12 protein-coding genes, 6 tRNA genes and 1 riboswitch are annotated in these 17,238 nt (G+C 70.6%); of the genes, 12 read left to right on the forward strand and 6 right to left on the reverse strand.

Annotation, left to right across the window (positions count from 1 at the left end; all coding sequences use genetic code 11):
• Window positions 1-84: 84 nt before the first annotated feature.
• Window positions 85-558 (reverse strand): GNAT family N-acetyltransferase, encoded by a 474-nt coding sequence (locus tag ACZ6TI_RS03630; RefSeq protein WP_465343405.1) that lies wholly within the window; start codon window positions 556-558, stop codon window positions 85-87.
• Window positions 559-1,598: 1,040 nt separating this feature from the next.
• On the opposite strand from ACZ6TI_RS03630, the gene ACZ6TI_RS03635 reads away from it, so the two are divergent.
• The 8 genes from ACZ6TI_RS03635 (at window position 1,599) to ACZ6TI_RS03670 (ending at window position 4,334) form a co-directional block, all read left to right on the forward strand.
• Window positions 1,599-1,671 (forward strand) — tRNA-Gly (locus ACZ6TI_RS03635).
• A gap of 136 nt (window positions 1,672-1,807) precedes the next feature.
• Window positions 1,808-1,881 (forward strand) — tRNA-Leu (locus ACZ6TI_RS03640).
• Between the two features lie 33 nt (window positions 1,882-1,914).
• Window positions 1,915-1,989 (forward strand) — tRNA-Leu (locus tag ACZ6TI_RS03645).
• A gap of 9 nt (window positions 1,990-1,998) precedes the next feature.
• Window positions 1,999-2,071: transfer RNA gene (locus ACZ6TI_RS03650), tRNA-Ala, on the forward strand.
• Window positions 2,072-2,146: transfer RNA gene (locus tag ACZ6TI_RS03655), tRNA-Met, on the forward strand.
• 41 nt (window positions 2,147-2,187) lie between these two features.
• A tRNA-Tyr gene (locus tag ACZ6TI_RS03660) sits at window positions 2,188-2,273 on the forward strand.
• Window positions 2,274-2,415: 142 nt separating this feature from the next.
• A complete protein-coding gene (locus tag ACZ6TI_RS03665; RefSeq protein WP_465343406.1) occupies window positions 2,416-3,315 on the forward strand; it encodes an acetyltransferase in 900 nt (299 codons plus the stop codon).
• Complete coding sequence (locus tag ACZ6TI_RS03670; RefSeq protein WP_465343407.1) at window positions 3,312-4,334, forward strand: NADPH:quinone reductase; 1,023 nt, start codon at window positions 3,312-3,314, stop codon at window positions 4,332-4,334. The genes ACZ6TI_RS03665 and ACZ6TI_RS03670 overlap by 4 nt, the downstream gene beginning before the upstream one ends.
• Here the strand turns inward: ACZ6TI_RS03670 and ACZ6TI_RS03675 are convergent.
• Window positions 4,331-4,834, reverse strand: coding sequence for an SAM-dependent methyltransferase (locus ACZ6TI_RS03675; RefSeq protein ID WP_465343408.1), 504 nt, complete (start codon window positions 4,832-4,834; stop codon window positions 4,331-4,333). The two genes, ACZ6TI_RS03670 and ACZ6TI_RS03675, sit on opposite strands and share 4 nt — an antisense overlap.
• A gap of 12 nt (window positions 4,835-4,846) precedes the next feature.
• The gene (locus ACZ6TI_RS03680; protein WP_465343409.1) at window positions 4,847-5,638 is read right to left on the reverse strand and encodes an SDR family NAD(P)-dependent oxidoreductase; all 792 of its coding nucleotides are present in this window, start codon (window positions 5,636-5,638) and stop codon (window positions 4,847-4,849) included.
• Window positions 5,639-5,766: 128 nt separating this feature from the next.
• Here ACZ6TI_RS03680 and ACZ6TI_RS03685 point away from each other — a divergent pair, with 128 nt between their 5' ends.
• Genes ACZ6TI_RS03685 through ACZ6TI_RS03695 form a run of 3 tightly spaced genes read left to right on the forward strand, consistent with a single transcriptional unit; the run spans window position 5,767 to window position 8,717 of the window.
• Window positions 5,767-6,783, forward strand: a complete 1,017-nt coding sequence (locus ACZ6TI_RS03685; RefSeq protein WP_465343410.1) for a fatty acid desaturase family protein — start codon at window positions 5,767-5,769, stop codon at window positions 6,781-6,783.
• A gap of 48 nt (window positions 6,784-6,831) precedes the next feature.
• The gene (locus ACZ6TI_RS03690) at window positions 6,832-8,130 is read left to right on the forward strand and encodes a sensor histidine kinase (RefSeq protein WP_465343539.1); all 1,299 of its coding nucleotides are present in this window, start codon (window positions 6,832-6,834) and stop codon (window positions 8,128-8,130) included.
• The gene (locus ACZ6TI_RS03695; RefSeq protein WP_465343411.1) at window positions 8,082-8,717 is read left to right on the forward strand and encodes a response regulator transcription factor; all 636 of its coding nucleotides are present in this window, start codon (window positions 8,082-8,084) and stop codon (window positions 8,715-8,717) included. Before ACZ6TI_RS03690 ends, ACZ6TI_RS03695 begins: the two co-directional genes overlap by 49 nt.
• On the opposite strand, the gene ACZ6TI_RS03700 is transcribed toward ACZ6TI_RS03695, so the two are convergent.
• Window positions 8,707-9,768 carry a WD40/YVTN/BNR-like repeat-containing protein gene (locus ACZ6TI_RS03700; RefSeq protein WP_465343412.1) on the reverse strand — a complete coding sequence of 354 codons (1,062 nt, stop codon included), beginning with the start codon at window positions 9,766-9,768 and terminating at the stop codon, window positions 8,707-8,709. The genes ACZ6TI_RS03695 and ACZ6TI_RS03700 overlap by 11 nt on opposite strands.
• Before the next feature lie 73 nt (window positions 9,769-9,841).
• Here ACZ6TI_RS03700 and ACZ6TI_RS03705 point away from each other — a divergent pair, with 73 nt between their 5' ends.
• The gene (locus ACZ6TI_RS03705; RefSeq protein WP_465343413.1) at window positions 9,842-10,318 is read left to right on the forward strand and encodes a hypothetical protein; all 477 of its coding nucleotides are present in this window, start codon (window positions 9,842-9,844) and stop codon (window positions 10,316-10,318) included.
• Here the strand turns inward: ACZ6TI_RS03705 and ACZ6TI_RS03710 are convergent.
• On the reverse strand, window positions 10,315-10,848 hold the full coding sequence (locus ACZ6TI_RS03710) for a hypothetical protein (protein WP_465343414.1): 534 nt from the start codon (window positions 10,846-10,848) through the stop codon (window positions 10,315-10,317). The two genes, ACZ6TI_RS03705 and ACZ6TI_RS03710, sit on opposite strands and share 4 nt — an antisense overlap.
• A gap of 3 nt (window positions 10,849-10,851) precedes the next feature.
• Entirely contained in the window at window positions 10,852-16,944 is a 6,093-nt protein-coding gene (locus ACZ6TI_RS03715) for a polymorphic toxin-type HINT domain-containing protein (RefSeq protein ID WP_465343415.1), read from the reverse strand.
• A 169-nt stretch (window positions 16,945-17,113) separates the two neighbouring features.
• A riboswitch (guanidine-I (ykkC/yxkD leader) is annotated at window positions 17,114-17,221 on the forward strand.
• The last annotated feature ends 17 nt before the right edge of the window (window positions 17,222-17,238 follow it).

Below are 17,238 nucleotides of genomic sequence, written 5' to 3' on the forward strand. Positions count from 1 at the left end.
CCGGGCGCTGGTTCCCGCGGTCTCCCGCGGTGGTCTCCCGTTGTTCCGGTGGTGTGGCAGCGTGCGCGATGGGCCGCGCCGGCCTCAGTTGTCGGCGCGAGCGAGGGTGTACCAGTGCGCTTCGCCGGTGGAGTGGGTGCGGGTGAAGCCCGCCTTCTCCAGCACGCGGTGGGAGGCGACGTTGTCCTGCAGCGGGTCGGCCGTGAGTGTGCTGACCTCGGGCCGAGCGAAGGCGTAAGCCACCACCGCGCGCAGTGCCTCCGTCGCATAGCCGTGGCCGCGCGCGGGCGCCACCAGGCCGTAGCCGAGCATCACGGTCCCGGTGTCATCCGGCGGCCCGAAAAACCCGATCGTGCCCACCGCCAGGTCCGTGCCCTTGTCCACGATCACCCATGAGCCGAAGACCGGGTCGGGATGCCGCGCGCACATGGTCGCCGCGTCCTGATCGTCTTCCCTGGGGAACTCCGGATGCCACGAACGGCCGTCCCGGTCGCCGGCCACGATGGCTTTCGCCGTCCCGGGGTCGAGGTCTGTCAGACGCAGTCGTGCCGTTTCCATCACGGCGGCAGACTAGTGCCGACGCCGTTCCCGGCAAGTCGCCAGCCGGACAGTCCATCCCGTCCTGGTGCCTGGTCGTTGTCGGAGAGCCGGCAGCCAGGTTCGCCGACCGCCGTCTCCAGCCGTCCGACAGCGATTCGATCAGGGCCGCCCCCACACGACCGTTGCCATCACTCCCGGTCTGGAGCGCTTCATGGCCGAGCGGGCCGGCGCGCGCACCGTCGAGGTGAACTCGTCGCATGCGGTGATGGTCAGCCACCCGGCGGAATGATCGAGCGGGACACCTACTCGATCCGCCAACTTTGCTGTCGGCCGGCGAGATGACCGAGACCCGCACCGATGTTCGGCGAAATGATCGTCGGCGCCGGCGCCGACGCAGGTTTCGGTACTCGGGCGCGTCACGGAATAGCTGACGGAAAAGCATTGCGGAATGCGGTGCGGAGGCATTATCGTTTCCGTCAGTCGCACCGGCACGGTGTGGCGCAGACGTGAGACTGAGCTAAGGAGTTCGAGATGATTCGGCAGGCCGCCACCAGCGCGCGACGGCTATCGCCGCGTCGTGGGGCCGAGCTTTATCTGCTCGACTCCGGCGACGCCTATGGAGAGCTCCTGGGTCAGCTTCTGGGGACCAGGGTGGTGGGCCGACTGCACGGGTGAGACCCGCGGTCGAGCCGCCGCCCACCCTCTCCGGGTCGGGCGGCTTTTTGTTGTCCCGGCGGTCCTGAGCTGCGACTTTCTTCGCATCACCAGTGCGGGGACGGGCCGCGGCGCCGACGGATCGGCCGCTACTGCTGCAGATCCAACGCGGGTCTCTGTGGGTCCGGCGCGAGGGCCGCTGCCGGTCCGGATCGGCGGTCTTCAGGGATCCGGGCAAAGCCGACCGGGATGAGGTTGTCCGGCGAAGGGATCGGCCGGCTCACACTTCTCCGAGGCGGGCGGAAGTGCCTGGCCTCGCACGAGCAGAAACGAGCCTACGCCTTTCCCGGTCCCCTTTTCCCGGGTGACAATGGTGCGCGGAAATGGAGACCAAACCGCATTCTGCGATTCTGGTGGACTCGGCGGACATGCCGGCCTTCCAAGCCGGAGAAGTGGGTTCGATGCCCACGGGTCGCTCGGGGTGCGGGGACGAGGGGTGACGGCCGGGCCGGGCCGGCCGCGGCGGAACGCACGCCGGGGCTCGCTGGAGGGGACTACTTGCGCTACCCCGCCAACGGCACGGAACGCCGCACTTCGTCCCCGCACAACACGGGCCCTCGTAGCCCAACTGGCAGAGGCACGGCGTCGAGGGCGCCGGTGGTGCGCGTTCGAATCGCGCCGAGGGCACGACCTTCCCGGCAGGGGAGGACAACTGGACAGGCCCGGGTAGCCCAACTGGCAGGAGGCACGCCGTTCAGGTCGGCGACAGTGCGCGTTCGAATCGCGCTCCGGGTACGCAGCAGAGGGCTCGTAGCTCATCAGGGAGAGCGTCCGCCTTGCAAGCGGAAGGTGGCCGGTTCGAGTCCGGTCGGGTCCACGCAGGGTGGAGCAGTTCGGAGTGCTCACGGGTTTCATAAGTCCGAGGTCGCGGGTTCAAATCCCGCCCCTGCAACGGATCCGTGCCCGCCGTCCAGCGAGACGGCGGCACGCCGAGCGGGTGCGCCGACGCGGGAGGGTCGGGATCGGCTGTAAACCGGTTGCTTCGCGCCTAGGGGGTTCGAATCCCTCCACCCGCACCATTGTGGCCGGACCGCTAAGCTGTCGGCACGCCGTCAGCCGGGAGGGAGGTCAGAACAATGTCCGATGTTCTGCGCCCCGGCCGCGTTCTGGCGTAACAGCGGCACTGAGTCCTCGGGGCGTTCGTCGCCCGGAGGTTTCGCCATGTCTGATCTTGTTGTGCGCCCGCTCGTCGCCGGCGAGGAAGCCCTCTTCGAATCCATGCCTGACCCGCTCCCGGATGTGCGCCGCATGCCCTACGCCGCCGGAATCGCCGGTGGTGGCTATCGGCCCGAGCACACCTGGGTCGCCATCCTCGACGGTCTCGTCGTCGGGCGCGCGGCCTGGCTGCTGCCGCCCGGCGCGGTCGGTGAGCCGTGGCTGGAGCACTTCGACCTGGTCGCCGAGCCGTGGGTCGGCGCCGAGCTGCTGACCGCCGCGCACGAGGCGCTCGGTGGACCGAAGACCTACTACGCCGCGATGCCCGCGCATTGGCGGCGGCGGCCCGACGTCCGGGCCGTGGTGACCGCGCCGATGGCGGCCGCGCGGCTGGCCGGGCTCGTCGAGCGTGGCGAGCGGCTGCGCTGCTCGTGGACCGGGACCCCGCTGCCGCACGGGTCGGGGCGATACACCTTCCGGCCGGCCGCCGATCTCGCCGAGATCGAGGAGATGGTGGCGCGGATCGCCGAGCCCGAGGTGCTGACCGGGCGGGAGATCGCGCTCGTGGTGGGCGGCGTCGACCTGGCCGCCGAGCCGCTCGCCTGGCTGCACAGCAAGCCGGCGGAGTGGGTGGTGGCGCTCGACCACGGCGTTCCGGTGGGGGTGGCGGGCACGGCGGTGCAGGCGTGCTTTCCGCTGCTGGTCTATCTGGGCGTGCTGGACGAAACCGCCCGGCCTGAGCTGATCGCGGCCGCGGTGCGGGTCTTCGAGGACGTGCCGGAGGTGACGGCGGACGTCGACGCGCACCGGGTGGCCGCGGTGAGTGATCTGGAACGCACCGGGTTCCGGCAAATCCGGTCAAGGGTCGAGTTCACGCCCGCCGACGGGGTAGACCTGAAGTCATGAAGGCCATCATCTACAGCGAGACCGGTGACCCGTCCGTCCTCCGCCTCGTCGACCGCGACGTTCCCGAGCCCGGCCCCGGCGAGGTCCGCGTCCGGATCGCCGTCTCCGGCGTCAACCCGACCGACTGGAAGAACCGATCGGGGTCGTCCGTCCCGATGGCCTTCCCCGAGATCACCCCTCATCACGACGGCGCCGGCGTGGTCGACGCGGTCGGGTCCGGGGTCACCGGGCTCGCGCCCGGTGACCGGGTGTGGACCTACATGGCGCAGCTCAACCGGCCGGGCGGCACGGCGCAGGAGCTCGCCGTGCTGCCCGCGCAGGCGGTCGTGCCGTTGCCGGACGCGGCGTCGTTCGACCTCGGCGCCTCGCTCGGGGTGCCGGCGATCACCGCGCATCGGGCGCTCACCGTCTCCGAGAGCGGCCCGCGCCGGCTCGCCCCGAAGGCGCTGGACGGGTTGACCGTGCTGGTCGCCGGTGGCGCGGGCGCGGTCGGGCACGCGGCGATCCAGCTCGCCCGGTGGGCCGGCGCCACGGTGCTCACCACGATCAGCGGCCCGGCGAAGGCCGCGCTGGCCACCGCGGCCGGCGCGCACCACGTGGTGAACTACCGCGAGGGCGACCCGGCCGCCGAGATCCGAAGGGCCGCGCCGGACGGGGTGGACATCGTGGTCGAGGTCGCGGCATCGCGGAACATCGAGCTGGACCTGAAAGTGATCAAGAACCACGGGACGATCGCGATCTACGCCGACGACGGCGGCGCCGGCCTCGAGCTGAACGTGCGGCAGAACATGATGCTGAACACCCGCTACCAGTTCCTGGTGCTCTACACGGTGGGTCCCGAGGCGCTGGCGGTGGCGGCCGAGGACATCACCGCGGCCGTGCGGGACGGCGCTCTGCCGGTCGGCGAGGAGCACGGGCTGCCGCTGCTGCGCTTCCCGCTGGCGGAGGCCGCCGAGGCGCACCGCGCGGTGGAGAACGCCGCGGTGGGCAAGGTGCTGGTCGAGGTCGCCGACCTCTAGACGGGCTTGCGCGCGATGCCGGAGTAACCCAGATCGAGCAGCTGGGGATCCATGTCGGCGGGCGGCGCCGGGTGCGGCCAGACATTGACCAGACCCGGCGCCTCCAGCTCCCAGTCGCCGAAGAACGCCGCGATGTCCTCTTTGCCGCGGGGGGTGAACGGCTGGTTCGCCCGCTCATAGATGGCCGCGATGCGGGCCATGTAGTCCGGGCGTTTGTCGTTCGCCGCGTGCCTGATGGACAGCAGGCTGCCCGGGGCGACCGCGTCCCGATAGGCCGCCACCGCGTCCTGCGGCCGGTCGCGGTCGGGCACGAGGTGCAGCAGGTACATCATCAGGATGCCGACCGGCTGGTCGAGGTCGATCAGCTTGCGCAGGTCGGTGTCGTCGAGCAGCGCCGCCGGGCCGACCAGGTCGCCGTGGATCATCGCGGTCCGCGGCGACGACAGCAGCGCCCGGCCGTGGGTGACCACCACCAGGTGCTCGACGGCCCGCAAGAGCATAGAAGGTGCAGATCATGTGGTGACGTTGAGCCAGCCGCCATCGATGTAATAGGTGGATCCGACCATGTATGAGGCCCGCGGCGAGCAGAGGAAGACGAACAGGTTGGCGATCTCCTCGGGTTCGGCGAACCGCCCGATCGGCGCGTTGTCGTCGGCGATCTGCTGCAGATGGTCCTCCCAGGACCGGTCGGTGCCCGCGGTGAGCAGCTTCGCGGTCTTCTCCCAGTCCGGCGTGCGCACCAGCCCCGGGTTCACCGCGTTGACCCGGATGCCGTCCCCGATGAGCTCGTTGGCCAGGCATTTCGAGAACATCACCAGCGCGGCCTTGGTCACGTTGTAGATCGGCTCGTAACCGAGTGGCTGCGTCGCGCAGATCGACGCGTTGTGCAGGATCACCCCGCCGCCGCGGGACTTCATCCCCGGTGCGAGGGCGCGGGCCAGGCGGACCGCGGCCATCACATGCAATTCCCAGTACGCCTGCCAGCGCGCGTCCGGGGCCTCGAGGATGGTCTCCTCGCTGCCGGTGCCGGCGTTGTTGATCAGGATGTCCGCGCCGCCCATCCCGGAGACGGCCGCGATGAGCCGATCGGTGCCCTCGGTGGTGGCGACGTCGGCGGCCACCGCGGTGGCGCGTACCCCGAAATCGGTTTTGATCCGGGTGGTCACCTCGGCGAGCCGATCGGCGTCACGGGCGCAGAGGACCACGTGCGCGCCCTCGGCGGCCAGACCGCGGGCGATCGCCAGGCCGATGCCGACGGTGCCCCCGGTGACCACCGCCACCTTGTCGTTGAGCTGCAGATCCATCACTTTCTCCCAACCGGTCGGAGATCATCACCCAGACAGTCGCGCGGAAAACAGGGGTGATAGCACCACCATGCCGAGGGGGACTGCACTCCTGACGCCGGCTCGCCTGCCCGGAATGCTTGCATGGCATGACGACGATGACGGCGAAAACCGCCGCCGGAAGTGACTTCGCGGAACTCAACCGCCGGATCAAGGCGGCCGGGTTGCTGAATCGGCGGCCGTTCTACTACGTGGTGCGGCTCTCTCTGGTGGCGCTCCTGGTGGGCGGCGTGTGGACGGCGTTCTTCCTGGTCGGTGATTCGTGGTGGACGCTGCTCGTGGCGGTCGCGATGGGCGTCACGTTCGCGCAGCTCGCGCTGGTCGCCCACGACCTCGCGCACCGGCAGGTGTTCCGCACGGCGAAGGCGAGCGGCCGGGCCGGGATGATCGCCGGCAACCTCGGCATCGGCATGAGCTACGGCTACTGGCAGAACAAGCACACCAAGCACCACGCCAACCCGAACCACGACGACCTCGACCCGGACGTCGGCCCCGGCGCGCTGGTCTGGGACCTGGAGTCCGCGGGTGAACGCCGCGGCATCGGCGCCTGGATGACCCGGCACCAGGCGTGGCTGTTCTTCCCGCTGCTCACCCTGCTCGGCATCAGCCTGCGCAAGGACAGCGTCGCGGCGCTGCGCCAGGACTACGTCAAGCAGCGCTGGCTCGAGGCCCTCACGCTCGGCATCCACTTCGTGGGCTACCTGACCGCGCTGGTGCTGGTGCTCAGCCCGCTGCAGGCGCTGGCCTTCTTCGCGATCCACCAGGCCGTGTTCGGCGTCTATCTGGGCATGACGTTCGCGCCCAACCACAAGGGCATGCCGCACCCGACCGGCGACGAGGACTTCCTGCGCAAGCAGGTGCTGACCTCGCGCAACGTGCGCGGCGGCCGGGCCATGGACGTGGCGCTCGGCGGGCTCAACTGGCAGATCGAGCACCACCTCTTCCCGGCCATGCCGTCGCCGAACCTGCGGCACGCGCAGCCGATCGTGCAGGGCTACTGCGCCGAGATCGGGGTCGACTACGAGATCACCGGGCTGATCGACTCGTACCGGCAGGCGCTGGTGCACCTGCACGAGATCGGCGAGCCGCTGCGTAACCGTTCCTGACGAAGGAGGGCGTTCGCAGCGCGGAAGGGTCAGAATCGGGGGGTGGAGATGGTGACCGACGAGCAGCTGGGGGAGTGGACGCGCCGCGGGCTCCGGGCCGTCGCGGGCGGCGTGCTGTCCATCGCGCTCGCGGTCATCAACTTTCCACTCTTCGTGTTGTGGGTGCTGGCCCTGGTGCTCAGCATGATTCCCGGCTTCGGCCTGGTCTTGCTGCCGCTGATGACCAGCGTGGTGCGGGCCCGGGCCGATCTGGAGCGGCGCCGGGCCGCCCGCTCCGGCGTCTTCATCGCCCGGCCCTATGCGCCGCGGCCGACCAAGGGCACCGGGGTCGGCTGGCGGCGCTATATGTGGATCATCCGGGACCCGGCGACTTGGCGGGACTTCGCCTGGCTGCTGCCGGGCGCGCTCGTCGGGCTGGCCCTCGGCATCCTCTCACTGGCTCTGCCGCTCTACGGCCTCGAGGGCGTGACCCTGACCCCGCTCTGGATCTGGCTGGGCACCGGGACATATGGATATGCGGCGATCTGGCCGATCAACTCCCTCGGCGACGGCTTCCTGTCCCTTCCGCAGGGCGCGGTGATCCTCGCCCTGGGCCTGCTCGCGGCGCCCTGGTTCCGCTGGCTGGACGCCAAGTTCGCGAAGATCCTGCTGGCACCGACCCAGGCCGCCGAGCTGCGTCTGCGGGTCGCCGAGCTGACCGAGACCCGGGCCGACACGGTGGACGCGCAGGCCGCCGAGCTCCGCCGGATCGAGCGTGATCTGCACGACGGCGCCCAGGCCCGGCTGGTCTCGCTGGGCATGACCATCGGGCTGGCCGAGGAGCTGGTCGACCGCGACCCGGCGGCGGCCCGCAAGCTGCTCGCCGAGGCCCGCGAGTCCAGTGGGATCGCGCTGGTCGAGCTGCGGCACCTGGTGCGCGGCATCCACCCGCCGGTGCTCGCCGAACGTGGGCTGGACGGTGCGGTCCGGGCGCTGGCGCTGAGCCTGCCGGTGCCCACCTCGGTCGACGGCGGGGTGCCCGGGCGGCCGGAGACACCGGTCGAGTCGGCGGCCTATTTCGCGGTGGCCGAGGCGCTCAGCAACGTGGCCAAGCACAGCGGCGCGACCGGCGCCTGGGTGAGCCTGCGGCACGAGGACCACACCCTGTTCCTGATGGTCGGCGACGACGGGCGCGGCGGCGCCGACCCGTCGGCCGGCACCGGTCTGCGCGGCATCGAGCGCCGCCTCGCAGCTTTCGATGGCACGATGACGCTGTCCAGCCCGCCGGGCGGGCCGACCGTCGTGACCATGGAGCTGCCGTGCGCGTTGTCATCGCCGAAGACCTCGCCCTCCTCCGGGATGGCCTGACCCGGATCCTGGAGGCGTTCGACTTCGAGGTGGTGGAGGCGGTCGACAACGGTCCCGCCCTGCTGCCCGCGCTGGTCAAGCACCGCCCGGACGTCGCCGTGGTGGACGTGCGGCTGCCGCCGACGTTCACCGACGAGGGTCTGCAGGCGGCGATCCAGGCCCGCACCGAAGTGCCCGGCCTGCCCGTTCTGGTGCTGTCCCAGCACGTCGAGCCGCTCTATGCGCGCGAGCTGCTGAGCGACCGAACCGGCGGCGTGGGCTACCTGCTCAAGGACCGGGTGTCCAACGTCACGCAATTCGTGGACGCGGTGCGCCGGGTGGCGAACGGCGGCACCGCGATGGACCCCGAGGTGGTGTCGCAGCTGCTGGCCCGGCGCGAGCCGCTGGCCGTGCTGACCGCCCGCGAGCGCGAGGTGCTCGGCGAGATGGCCGAGGGCCGCTCCAACGCGGCCATCGCGGCCAAGCTCTTCGTCACCGAGAAGGCGGTCAGCAAGCACATCAACAACATCTTCACGAAGCTCGGCATGGCGCCGTCCGACGACGACAACCGCCGGGTGCTGGCCGTGCTGACCTATCTCAACGGCTGAGCTTCAGCTTCGCGATCCGGCCGCCGGACCCCGACGCCCAGCAGGAGAGATCCGGCGCGCACAGCACGGCGTCGAAGGTGCCGGTGTCGAAACGGCGCCAGGTGCGGCCGCCGTCGTAGGAATAGTCGCTGCCGCTCGGGCCCACCGCCAGCGCGAACGGGCTCGGGCCGACCCAGGTCGCGCCGGAGCGGTACTCGCCCGGCGCGGTCGTGGCCAGCTGCCAGGTGCGGCCGCCGTCGCGCGTGGTGGCCGCCGCGTTCGGCGAGGCGGTCGGGGTCTCCAGGTCGCCGCCGACCGCGATGCCGTGCCACGGGTCGCTGAAGGCCAGGCTGAAGATGCCGCCCGACGGGCCGGCCGGCATCGGGTTGTCGGTCACGCTCCAGGTGCGGCCGCCGTTCCGAGTGGAGAAGACCCGCGAACGCTCGCCGCCGCCGGTCGCGAACCACGCGTGGCCGCCGTTCAGCCGGTCCGCGGTGACCAGGCAGGTGCCGCTGGCCGCGAACGCGAACTCGCCGGTCAGCGCGGCCGGCATGCCCGCGTTCGACTGCACGGCCCAGCTGCGGCCGCCGTCGGAGGTCGCGGCGATGCGGAACTTGCCGCCGACCGGGTCGGACAGCGCCAGCCCGTGCCGGCGGTCCAGGAACGTCACGCAGTCGTAGAAGGCGGTCGGCTCGTCGTTGCGGAACGTCTCCGTCCAGCTCTGGCCGCCGTTCGACGTGGTGTAGATGCGGGAGTCCTCGCCCTCGCCGATGGTCAGCGCCACCGCGTTGCGCGCGTCGAACGCCTCGATGTCGCGGAACTGCAGCTCCGCAACGCCGGGCGGGCCGACCTGCTGCCAGCTGCGGCCGCCGTCCACGGTGCGCAGGATGGTGCCGGCCGCGCCGGCCGCCCAGGCCACCCGGTTGCTGACCGGGGAAAGACCGCGGAACTGGGTGGTCACCCCGGTCTCGGTCAGCGACCAGGTCAGCGTCTTCTCCCGGGTGAAGCCGCTGCTGGTGGCGAGCACGACAAGTCCGAGGGCGGCGGCGGCGAGCGGGCGCAACGATCTCATGTCTCGGGAACGTACCGGAGATCGCGCCGATCGGCACGGGCGTCGATGCCTCGGATGGTGGCAGACTCCCGCCATGGATCCGGACGGCCCCTTCAAGGGCGTGCTGTTGCTGCCGCAGGCGCGGTGGCGGTGGCCGGTGACCGGAGAGGGCGGCGAGCCGATCGCGACGATCCGGCGGGCGGTCCTGGCGCCGCGCCGGCGGGTCGGGATCCACGGCGCGGACGGGCAGCGGTGGGCCTCCGGCACGGCGACCGCGATCGCCCGCACCCGCGGCTCGGCGCCGCTGGTCGCGCTCCGCGGGTCGACCATCCTGCTGCGCGACGGGCCGGTGCTGACCGGCGCGTGGGCCGACGAGGAGATCGTGCTCACCGACGTGCTGGGGCGCCGGATGGCCCAGGCGCGCGGCACGAGCCGCTCGGACCTCAACTACCGGCCGTACGACCTGCGGTTCGTGGTGGACCAGCCGGTGCTCACCCTGCTGCAGGCGATCGGGCTGGCCCATTGCCTGCGGGCGGCCCTGCGCGCCCAGCGTCAGCGCGCCGCGGCCTAGGCCGGTGCCAGCACCAGCGCGTCCGAGACCAGCGTGAACTCGCCCGCGGCGGCTCGGCGCAGCGCGTCCGCGCCGACCCGGAACCGCCGCTCCGAGCGGTCCCCGCCCGGATCGCCCGAGGTGCGGACCAGGTTGTTCGTCGTGACCGGGTTGATCACCCGCCAGAGCGCCCGGACGAACTCGGCGGCCACCGCGTCGGACTCGTCGTAGAGCGCCGCCCAGCGGCCGGCCCGCAGGGCCGGACCGTCCGGGCGGCTGCGGCGCCACTGCACGATCGCGCCGGTGTCCGGCCCGTCGATGACGCCGTTCGAGCGGGCGACGCCGGTCACCGGGACCTGGGAGTTCCAGATCCCGATGACCTTGTCGCAGTGCAGCGGCGAATCGCGCACGGGTGGCACGTCGACGTGCTCCCAGTGCCACTCGTCGATGAGCAACGCCGCCGGCAGGCGTTCGGCCAGCCGGGCCGCGAGGTTCACCTCGTCCTCCTCGGTGAGGAAGAACATGATCTGCTTCGTTCGCCGCTTACCCATGTGTCAGAGAACCTTCGGATACATGATGACCAGGCCGTTGCCCCACTTGGCGATGTCCAGTGCCGCTTCCAGCTCCTCCGGGATCGCCGCGCCGTTCTTGTAGGTGGTGACGGTCTGAATGTAGATGCGTTGCCCACTCGGGTGCTCGAAGATCAGGTCCGGCCGGCGCACCTCACCGTTCGGGCCGTCCACATTCTGCTCCGGCTTCGTGCCGCCGGCCTCGTGCTTCCAGTCCGGGTTGGCGTCCATGAACTGCTGCTGCAGGTCCTCGTTCTGGGCCTGGGTGGAAGGCTTGCCCTTGCCGCCCCACGGGTTGTTCGGGATCCGCTCCGGACCGCCGCTCGCGCAGGTGCAGCTCGACGAGTGCGGCCGGCCGTTGGTGACGCCGGCGCCGCCACAGTTGTGCACGAGCAGCGAGGTGTCACCGGCGGCCACGTAGTACGTGTGCAGCCCGTCGACCGTGAGGTCGTAGGTGCGCTCGTCGTCCGCATACGCCTTGACCGCGGAGACCTGCACATAGGTGCCGGCCGCCGTCTTGAGCAGTTCGCCCTCCTTGAGCTTGCCCGCGTCCACCCACGCCTTGCGGGTGACCGACCAGAACGGGTGCGACTCGGTCGTGGTGATGGTGTGCTGCTCGCCGTCCGCGCCGGTGACGCTGACGTCGATGAACTCCTTGTCGTCGTCAGTGCGGATGGTGTGCGTCACCTGCCGGTCGCCGGACTCGCCGGTCTGCGGGTCGGTGGCCTTGACGGTGTCGCCGGGCTCGACCTTCTCGATCGGTTTCTCGGTGCCGTCGGCCAGCAGCACGGGCGTGCCCGCGACGAAGCTGTGCTTGCCCGGGTTGATCGGGCAGGACGGCCCGTCACCGCCGCTGTCGCCGGCCGACTTCTTGGTTTTCGCCTTCGCCTTGGCGGCCAGCGCCTTGGCCTTCTCGGCGGCTTCCGCGGCGACCTTCTTCGCTGCCGCTTCCGCTGCCGCCTTGGCTTTCGCCGCCTTCTCCGCGGCTGCCTTGGCCGCTGCCGCGGCTGCCGCCTTGGCCGCCTCGGCCGCCTTCTCCGCGCCGCTGATGATCGCCTTCGCCCACTTGAGTTCCTGGAAGAAGGTCAGCACCGCCTTGCCGGCCTTGAAGATGGCCTCGGCGATCTTCTTGGCCTTGAAGATCTTTCCCCAGGGCAGCGCGCCGACGATCATCGAGACACACGCCATCAGGTCGCCCTTGAGGCAGTTCAGGATGTCGTTGATCCCCAGGATCTCCATCAGGATCTGGCCGCCGGCCTCGAGAATGACGTCCAGCGTGCTCTTGCTCTGGAGCTGCTTGGCCTTGGCCAGGTCCTCCGGCGACGGGCCGGTGGTCTCGGCCGTGCCCTCGGTCGTGGTGGTGGGCCCGGCGTCCGGCATCATGCCGGTCGGGTCGGACATCGCCATCGGGTTGTTGTCGGCGTACGTGTACGCCGACGTCGAGCCCGCCGCGGTCGGCATCGGGTCCCGGGTGGCGAACCGTCCGGTGCCCGGGTCGTAGTTCCGCGCCCGCATGAAGTAGTTGCCGCTGCCGGTCGTCGAGTCCTGATAGGCGCCGTGGAACTGCATGGGGTTCTGCACCCCGGTGCCCTCGGACGGGATCTCCTGTGCGGCCAGCGTCGCGCCGACCCGCGGATTGCCGAACGGGTCGTAGTCGTAGCCCTTCTCCAGCGTGCCGGTCGGCGACAGCATGTTCGCCACCCCGCCGAGCCAGTCGTGCGTGTACGCGTGCGCCGCCCCCGACGAATCGAGCAGCCCGAGCGGCTCGTCGTCCGGGCCATAGGTGAAGCTGCGGCTCTCGGTGACCGTGCCGGCCGCGTCGGCGGTCGAGTCCTGGGCGATCTGCGGCAGCGTGCCCGCCACGTCCCAGGTCCACCGCTGCTTCGTGGCGCCCTGGCCGGGCGCCGTGGTGGTGGACGATTGCCGCAGGCCGGCCGCGTCGTAGTCGAACGCGGTGGTCCGGCCGTTGACGTTCGCGGTCGCGACACTGTTGTCCAGGTGGTAGGTGAGCCGGTCGCCGCCGGCCTTGGTCTGGTTGCCCCGCTCGTCGTAGTCGTAGGTGGTCAGCCGGCTGTGCGCGCCGTCGAGCAGCAGCTCGGACTGCAGCTGGTCGGCGGCGTCGTAGCTGTACGTCGTCAGGTCGCTGCCGGCGGTGCCCGAGCGCTTCTGGCTCGTCCGGTTGCCGACCAGGTCGTAGTCGTAGTCGATGCGGCCGGCCGGCTTGGCCCGGCTGTCGCAGCTGTCCGTGGCATAGCAGGCCGCGGTGACCCGGTCGGCCCGGTCGTATTCGTAGGCCACCGACTCGGCGGTGCCGCCGCGGGTGGTGATCACCCGGGTCGGGTTGCCGACCGCGTCCAGGGTCAGGTCGTAGCGCGACACCGGGTCCTGCACGCCGGCCACCGGGTCGCCGGTGCGCTCGGTGCCGATCGCGGTGAGCCGCCCGGCGTCGTCGTAGGACCGGTTCTCGGTGAGCCCGGTCGCCCCCGGCAGCGTGGTGCTGGTGCGCCGGCCGGCCACGTCGTAACCGAACGACCAGTTCGCCGCCGCGGTGGTCAGGGAGGTGATCCGGCTGGCCGCGTCGTAGCCGAACCCGACCGTGGTGCCGTTCGGGTACTGCCGGGACGTGACGTTGCCGCGCTCGTCGTAGCCGTAGGTGAAGACCTCGTCCGGCCGGTCCGCCTCCTTGCGGGTGACCGTCTTGATCTGGTCCTCGTCGTCGTACGTGTATTCCCGGACCCCGGTCGGGTCGCCGGCCGACGTGGTGCGGTCCTTGGCGTCGTAGCCCCAGGTGTAGACCGGGCCGCCGGTGCCGAGGATGCGCTTGGTGCGGCGGCCGACGATGTCGTACTCGTCCACCACCGTGCGCTTGGCCCGCTCCTTGTCGGAGAGCAGCCACGGCACCTCGAGCCGGTCGAGGGCCAGCGTCTCGGTGCGGTTGCTGTCCGCGTCGTAGGACGCGTAGGTGCTGCGGCCCAGCGGGTCGGTGGTCCGGACCATCCGGCCGGCCTCGTCGTAGTCCACCCGGGTCCAGCGGCCCTTCGGGTCCCGCACCGCGGCGATCGCGCCGTCCTCGCCGTACTCGTACGTGGTCGCCCCGAGCGCGTTGGCGTCCGGGCCGATCACCTTCGACGTGCGGTTGTCCTCGTCGAAGTCGAAGTACGTGGTGTGGTTCAGCGCGTCCGTGGTGGACACCGTGCGGTTGTTCGCGTCGTACTTCGTGGTGGTGACGTTGTCCAGCGCGTCGATCGCCCGGACCTGGTTGCCCGCCTTGTCGTACTCGAAGTGGGCGGTGTAGCGCTCCTTGTCCGCGCCCGCGACGTTGCCGCGCGGCTCGGTGAGCGCGGAGAGCAGACCGTCGTCGGTGTACTCGTAGGTGGTGATGCCGCCGGTCGGCGAGATCGTCTTGATCTTGTTGCCGGCCGCGTCGTATTCCGTCTTGGTCTCGGCGCCCTTGGGGTCGCTGATCCCGGTCTGCCGGCCGTTCTTGTCATAGGTCATCGAGGTCTTGCGGCCGAGGCTGTCGGTCGACCCCTTGACGTCACCGGCGTTGTTCCGGTCGAACTTCGCCTTGGCGCCGAACTCGTCCGTGGTCTCGACCGTGCGGTCCAGATCGTCGACCGCGATGTCCCGCTTGACCACGATGCCACCCGGGTACGGGCGGGAGATCTGCACCGGGTTGTCGTTGGCGTCGTACACATAGGTCGTGGTGAAGTCGGCCTTGTTCGCCCCGGGCAGGTTGCCGCGCGGCGAGGTGACCGACTCGACCAGCCCCTTGGCGTTGTACGCCCAGCTGTTCACCAGGTCCGGCGAGTGCTGCATGTCGATCGCCATGGTGGCCCGGCGCCCGGCCGGCGTGTACGTGTAGAGCAGCGTCCGCCGCTCCTCGTACGCCGCCTTGAGCGCGCTGTTGTCGAGGTACGCGTAGGTCGTGGTGACGCCCTCGGGAGTGATCGACTTCCGCAGCCGGCCCACCGCGTCGAACTCCGATTTCGCGGCGTTGCGCTTGCCCGGCTCCAGCGTGGCGACCGTGCGGTCCTGCTCGTCGTAGTAGGTCAGCGTGGTGTAGTCGGACCTGCGGGCGCCCGGCACGAACCCGCGCGGGTCGGTGTAGGACACCGCCCGGCCGGTCTTGTCGTAGCCGGTCTCGATCCGCCGGCCCTCCGGCGTGACGGTCGCGAAGCGCAGCCCGGCGTTCGGCCGGCCGTCCGCGATGGACTCGATCGTGGTGATCTTGCCGCGCTGGTCGGTGACCCGCACCGGCAGACCCCGGGTGTCGTACTCGTAGGTGACCGAGTGGTTCTCCGGGTCGGTGCTCTTGATCAGCTCGTCGAACTGGTTGTACTCGTCCTTCCACGTCTGGCCCTCGGCGTCCACGTGGGTGGTCGGGTTGTTGCGGGCGTCGTACTGGATCTTCGAGCTGAAGCGCTTCTGCGGGGCGAACTGCTCGATCAGGTTGCCGGCCGCGTCGTACTGCGACTCGTGCTGGTTCTGGTTGCCGTTCACCACCAGGTTGCGGTTGAGCCGGCCGTCGTACCGGTGGTTGTTGGTGTCGCCGTTGCCGCGCTGCGAATAGAGCAGGACGTTGCCCTTGTAGCCGTCCCAGACCACGACGTTGTCGGCGTCGGTGGTCTTGGCCTCCTGCTTGCCCGCGTCCCACAGGAACGTGGTGGCGGCGCCCAGGGCGTCCGTCTGCTTGACCATCCGGCCGGTCGCCGGGTCGTATTCGTTGGTCAGCGTGGTCTTCTGATAGGGGTCGATCACCTGGGTGAGGCGGCCGGCCGCGTCGTACCGGTATCTCCAGTACTCACCGCGGGCGTCGCGCACCCTGGTGAGCAGGCCGTCGGTGTAGTCGTAGCTGACCCGGCGCAGATCGGGCAGCAGCATCCAGCGGATCAGCCCGTCCTCGACCTTGACCTGCACCTCGTGCCCCGACTGGTCCTTCACGGTGATCGAGCTCGCCGCGTAGGTCAGCCGCAGGCCGGCCTGGCGCGGGTTCAGGATCGAGGCGAGCCGGCCCTGGGCGTCGAAGCCGAACACGATGTTGTTGCGGGTGACCAGCTCCCAGCCGGTGCCCGCCCGCCGCAGGGTGCTGCGCACGCCGGGCGGACTCGAATAGGCGTCTCCGTCCGCGGCGAAGAGCACGTCCGAGCCGTCCTCGGCGCGCACCACGGCGCCGCCCTCGGACTCGGTGACCTTCATGTCGTAGATCCAGGCCCAGCCCGGGCCGAACGCGGACGGTCCGGTGTTCAGCGACGAATATGCGCGGGACGACGAGAACGAGACGCCGTAGGACGACAGCGAGAGGTCACGCTCGCTGCGGGTGAACGCGCCGGTGCCGGTGTTCACGCCGATCGCCCGGATCGCCTGGCTGGCGTCGGTCATGCCGAGCGCGCCGCTGCAACCGCAGCCGGCGGCCTGGCGGTTCGGGATGGCCGGCGGGTCGACGGTGACCCGCGGCTTGGACTGCTCGGAGGCGGCGGACGGGACGTCGCCGTCGGGATAGATCGCGGTGATCGTGACGAAGTAGTCCTTGCCCGCGTCCAGCGTCCAGCCCTCGGCCGTGCCGAGCGACTTGCAGTACTTGCGCGGCTGCCGGCAGATGCTGGTGGCCAGCGCGTCCTTGCCGAGCGTCACCGACTCCTGCCGGGTGCCGGTGGAGACGTCGAAGAGGTCCACCCGCCAGGAGGTGAACGCCTCGTCGGCGAGGTTGAAGTAGACGACCAGCGAGGTGTCGCCGACCACGTACCCCGGGCGCAGCAGCAGGTCCGTGAACGCCTCGCCGGGCGCGGCCTGCCGGGCCCGGGTGAGCTGCTGCTTGCTGAGCTTCTCCGGTTCGCCGCCGGCGCGCACCACCGGTGGCACGACGGGTGGGCGGTTGTTCGGAGCCACCGCGTCGCCGGTGGTGGCGGTGGCCGGGAGACCGCGCTGTTGCGGCGCGCGGCCGGCCGTGGTGCTCGGGGTGTCGCCGGGCTCGGCCTGCGCCGGGTTGGACATCGGCGGCCCGAGCGTGAAGGCCAGCAGAACGGCTAGAAAAGTGGAAAGCCAGCGAACCCTGGTAAATCGACTCGATGTGGACATGTAGCTACTACCTCCCCCGTGGATTACTCCGACCCCACCATGGGTGAACGTCGATGTCTGTCATGCATCTGTCTGCAAAGGACGGCCGGGCGGAGGTCACGCGGCGGAAACCGAGGAGATATGGGCGGGCAATGATCCGGGTTTCTACTGCCAGGTGACTCACCGAATGGTGAGGCGCGCCTAGGGTTCCGCCGCCGCCGAAAGACCGGCGGGCTGGTCCGAGAGGCGCAGGCGTCCCGCGAGGGGTGCTCCACGGCGGGACAAAAGCCCGGGAGACAGCCACGGTCCTGGCTG

Source organism: Actinoplanes sp. NPDC051388, from assembly GCF_055586225.1.

Excerpts from the sequence above, each read along its gene's own strand:
- ACZ6TI_RS03690 (WP_465343539.1), top strand. The coding sequence starts at position 6,832 with ATGGTGACCGACGAGCAGCTGGGGGAGTGGACGCGCCGCGGGCTCCGG.
- ACZ6TI_RS03680 (WP_465343409.1), bottom strand. The coding sequence starts at position 5,638 with ATGGATCTGCAGCTCAACGACAAGGTGGCGGTGGTCACCGGGGGCACC.
- ACZ6TI_RS03700 (WP_465343412.1), bottom strand. The coding sequence starts at position 9,768 with ATGAGATCGTTGCGCCCGCTCGCCGCCGCCGCCCTCGGACTTGTCGTG.
- ACZ6TI_RS03685 (WP_465343410.1), top strand. The coding sequence starts at position 5,767 with ATGACGACGATGACGGCGAAAACCGCCGCCGGAAGTGACTTCGCGGAA.
- ACZ6TI_RS03630 (WP_465343405.1), bottom strand. The coding sequence starts at position 558 with ATGGAAACGGCACGACTGCGTCTGACAGACCTCGACCCCGGGACGGCG.
- ACZ6TI_RS03675 (WP_465343408.1), bottom strand. The coding sequence starts at position 4,834 with ATGCTCTTGCGGGCCGTCGAGCACCTGGTGGTGGTCACCCACGGCCGG.
- ACZ6TI_RS03705 (WP_465343413.1), top strand. The coding sequence starts at position 9,842 with ATGGATCCGGACGGCCCCTTCAAGGGCGTGCTGTTGCTGCCGCAGGCG.
- ACZ6TI_RS03710 (WP_465343414.1), bottom strand. The coding sequence starts at position 10,848 with ATGGGTAAGCGGCGAACGAAGCAGATCATGTTCTTCCTCACCGAGGAG.
- ACZ6TI_RS03670 (WP_465343407.1), top strand. The coding sequence starts at position 3,312 with ATGAAGGCCATCATCTACAGCGAGACCGGTGACCCGTCCGTCCTCCGC.
- ACZ6TI_RS03665 (WP_465343406.1), top strand. The coding sequence starts at position 2,416 with ATGTCTGATCTTGTTGTGCGCCCGCTCGTCGCCGGCGAGGAAGCCCTC.
- ACZ6TI_RS03715 (WP_465343415.1), bottom strand. The coding sequence starts at position 16,944 with ATGTCCACATCGAGTCGATTTACCAGGGTTCGCTGGCTTTCCACTTTT.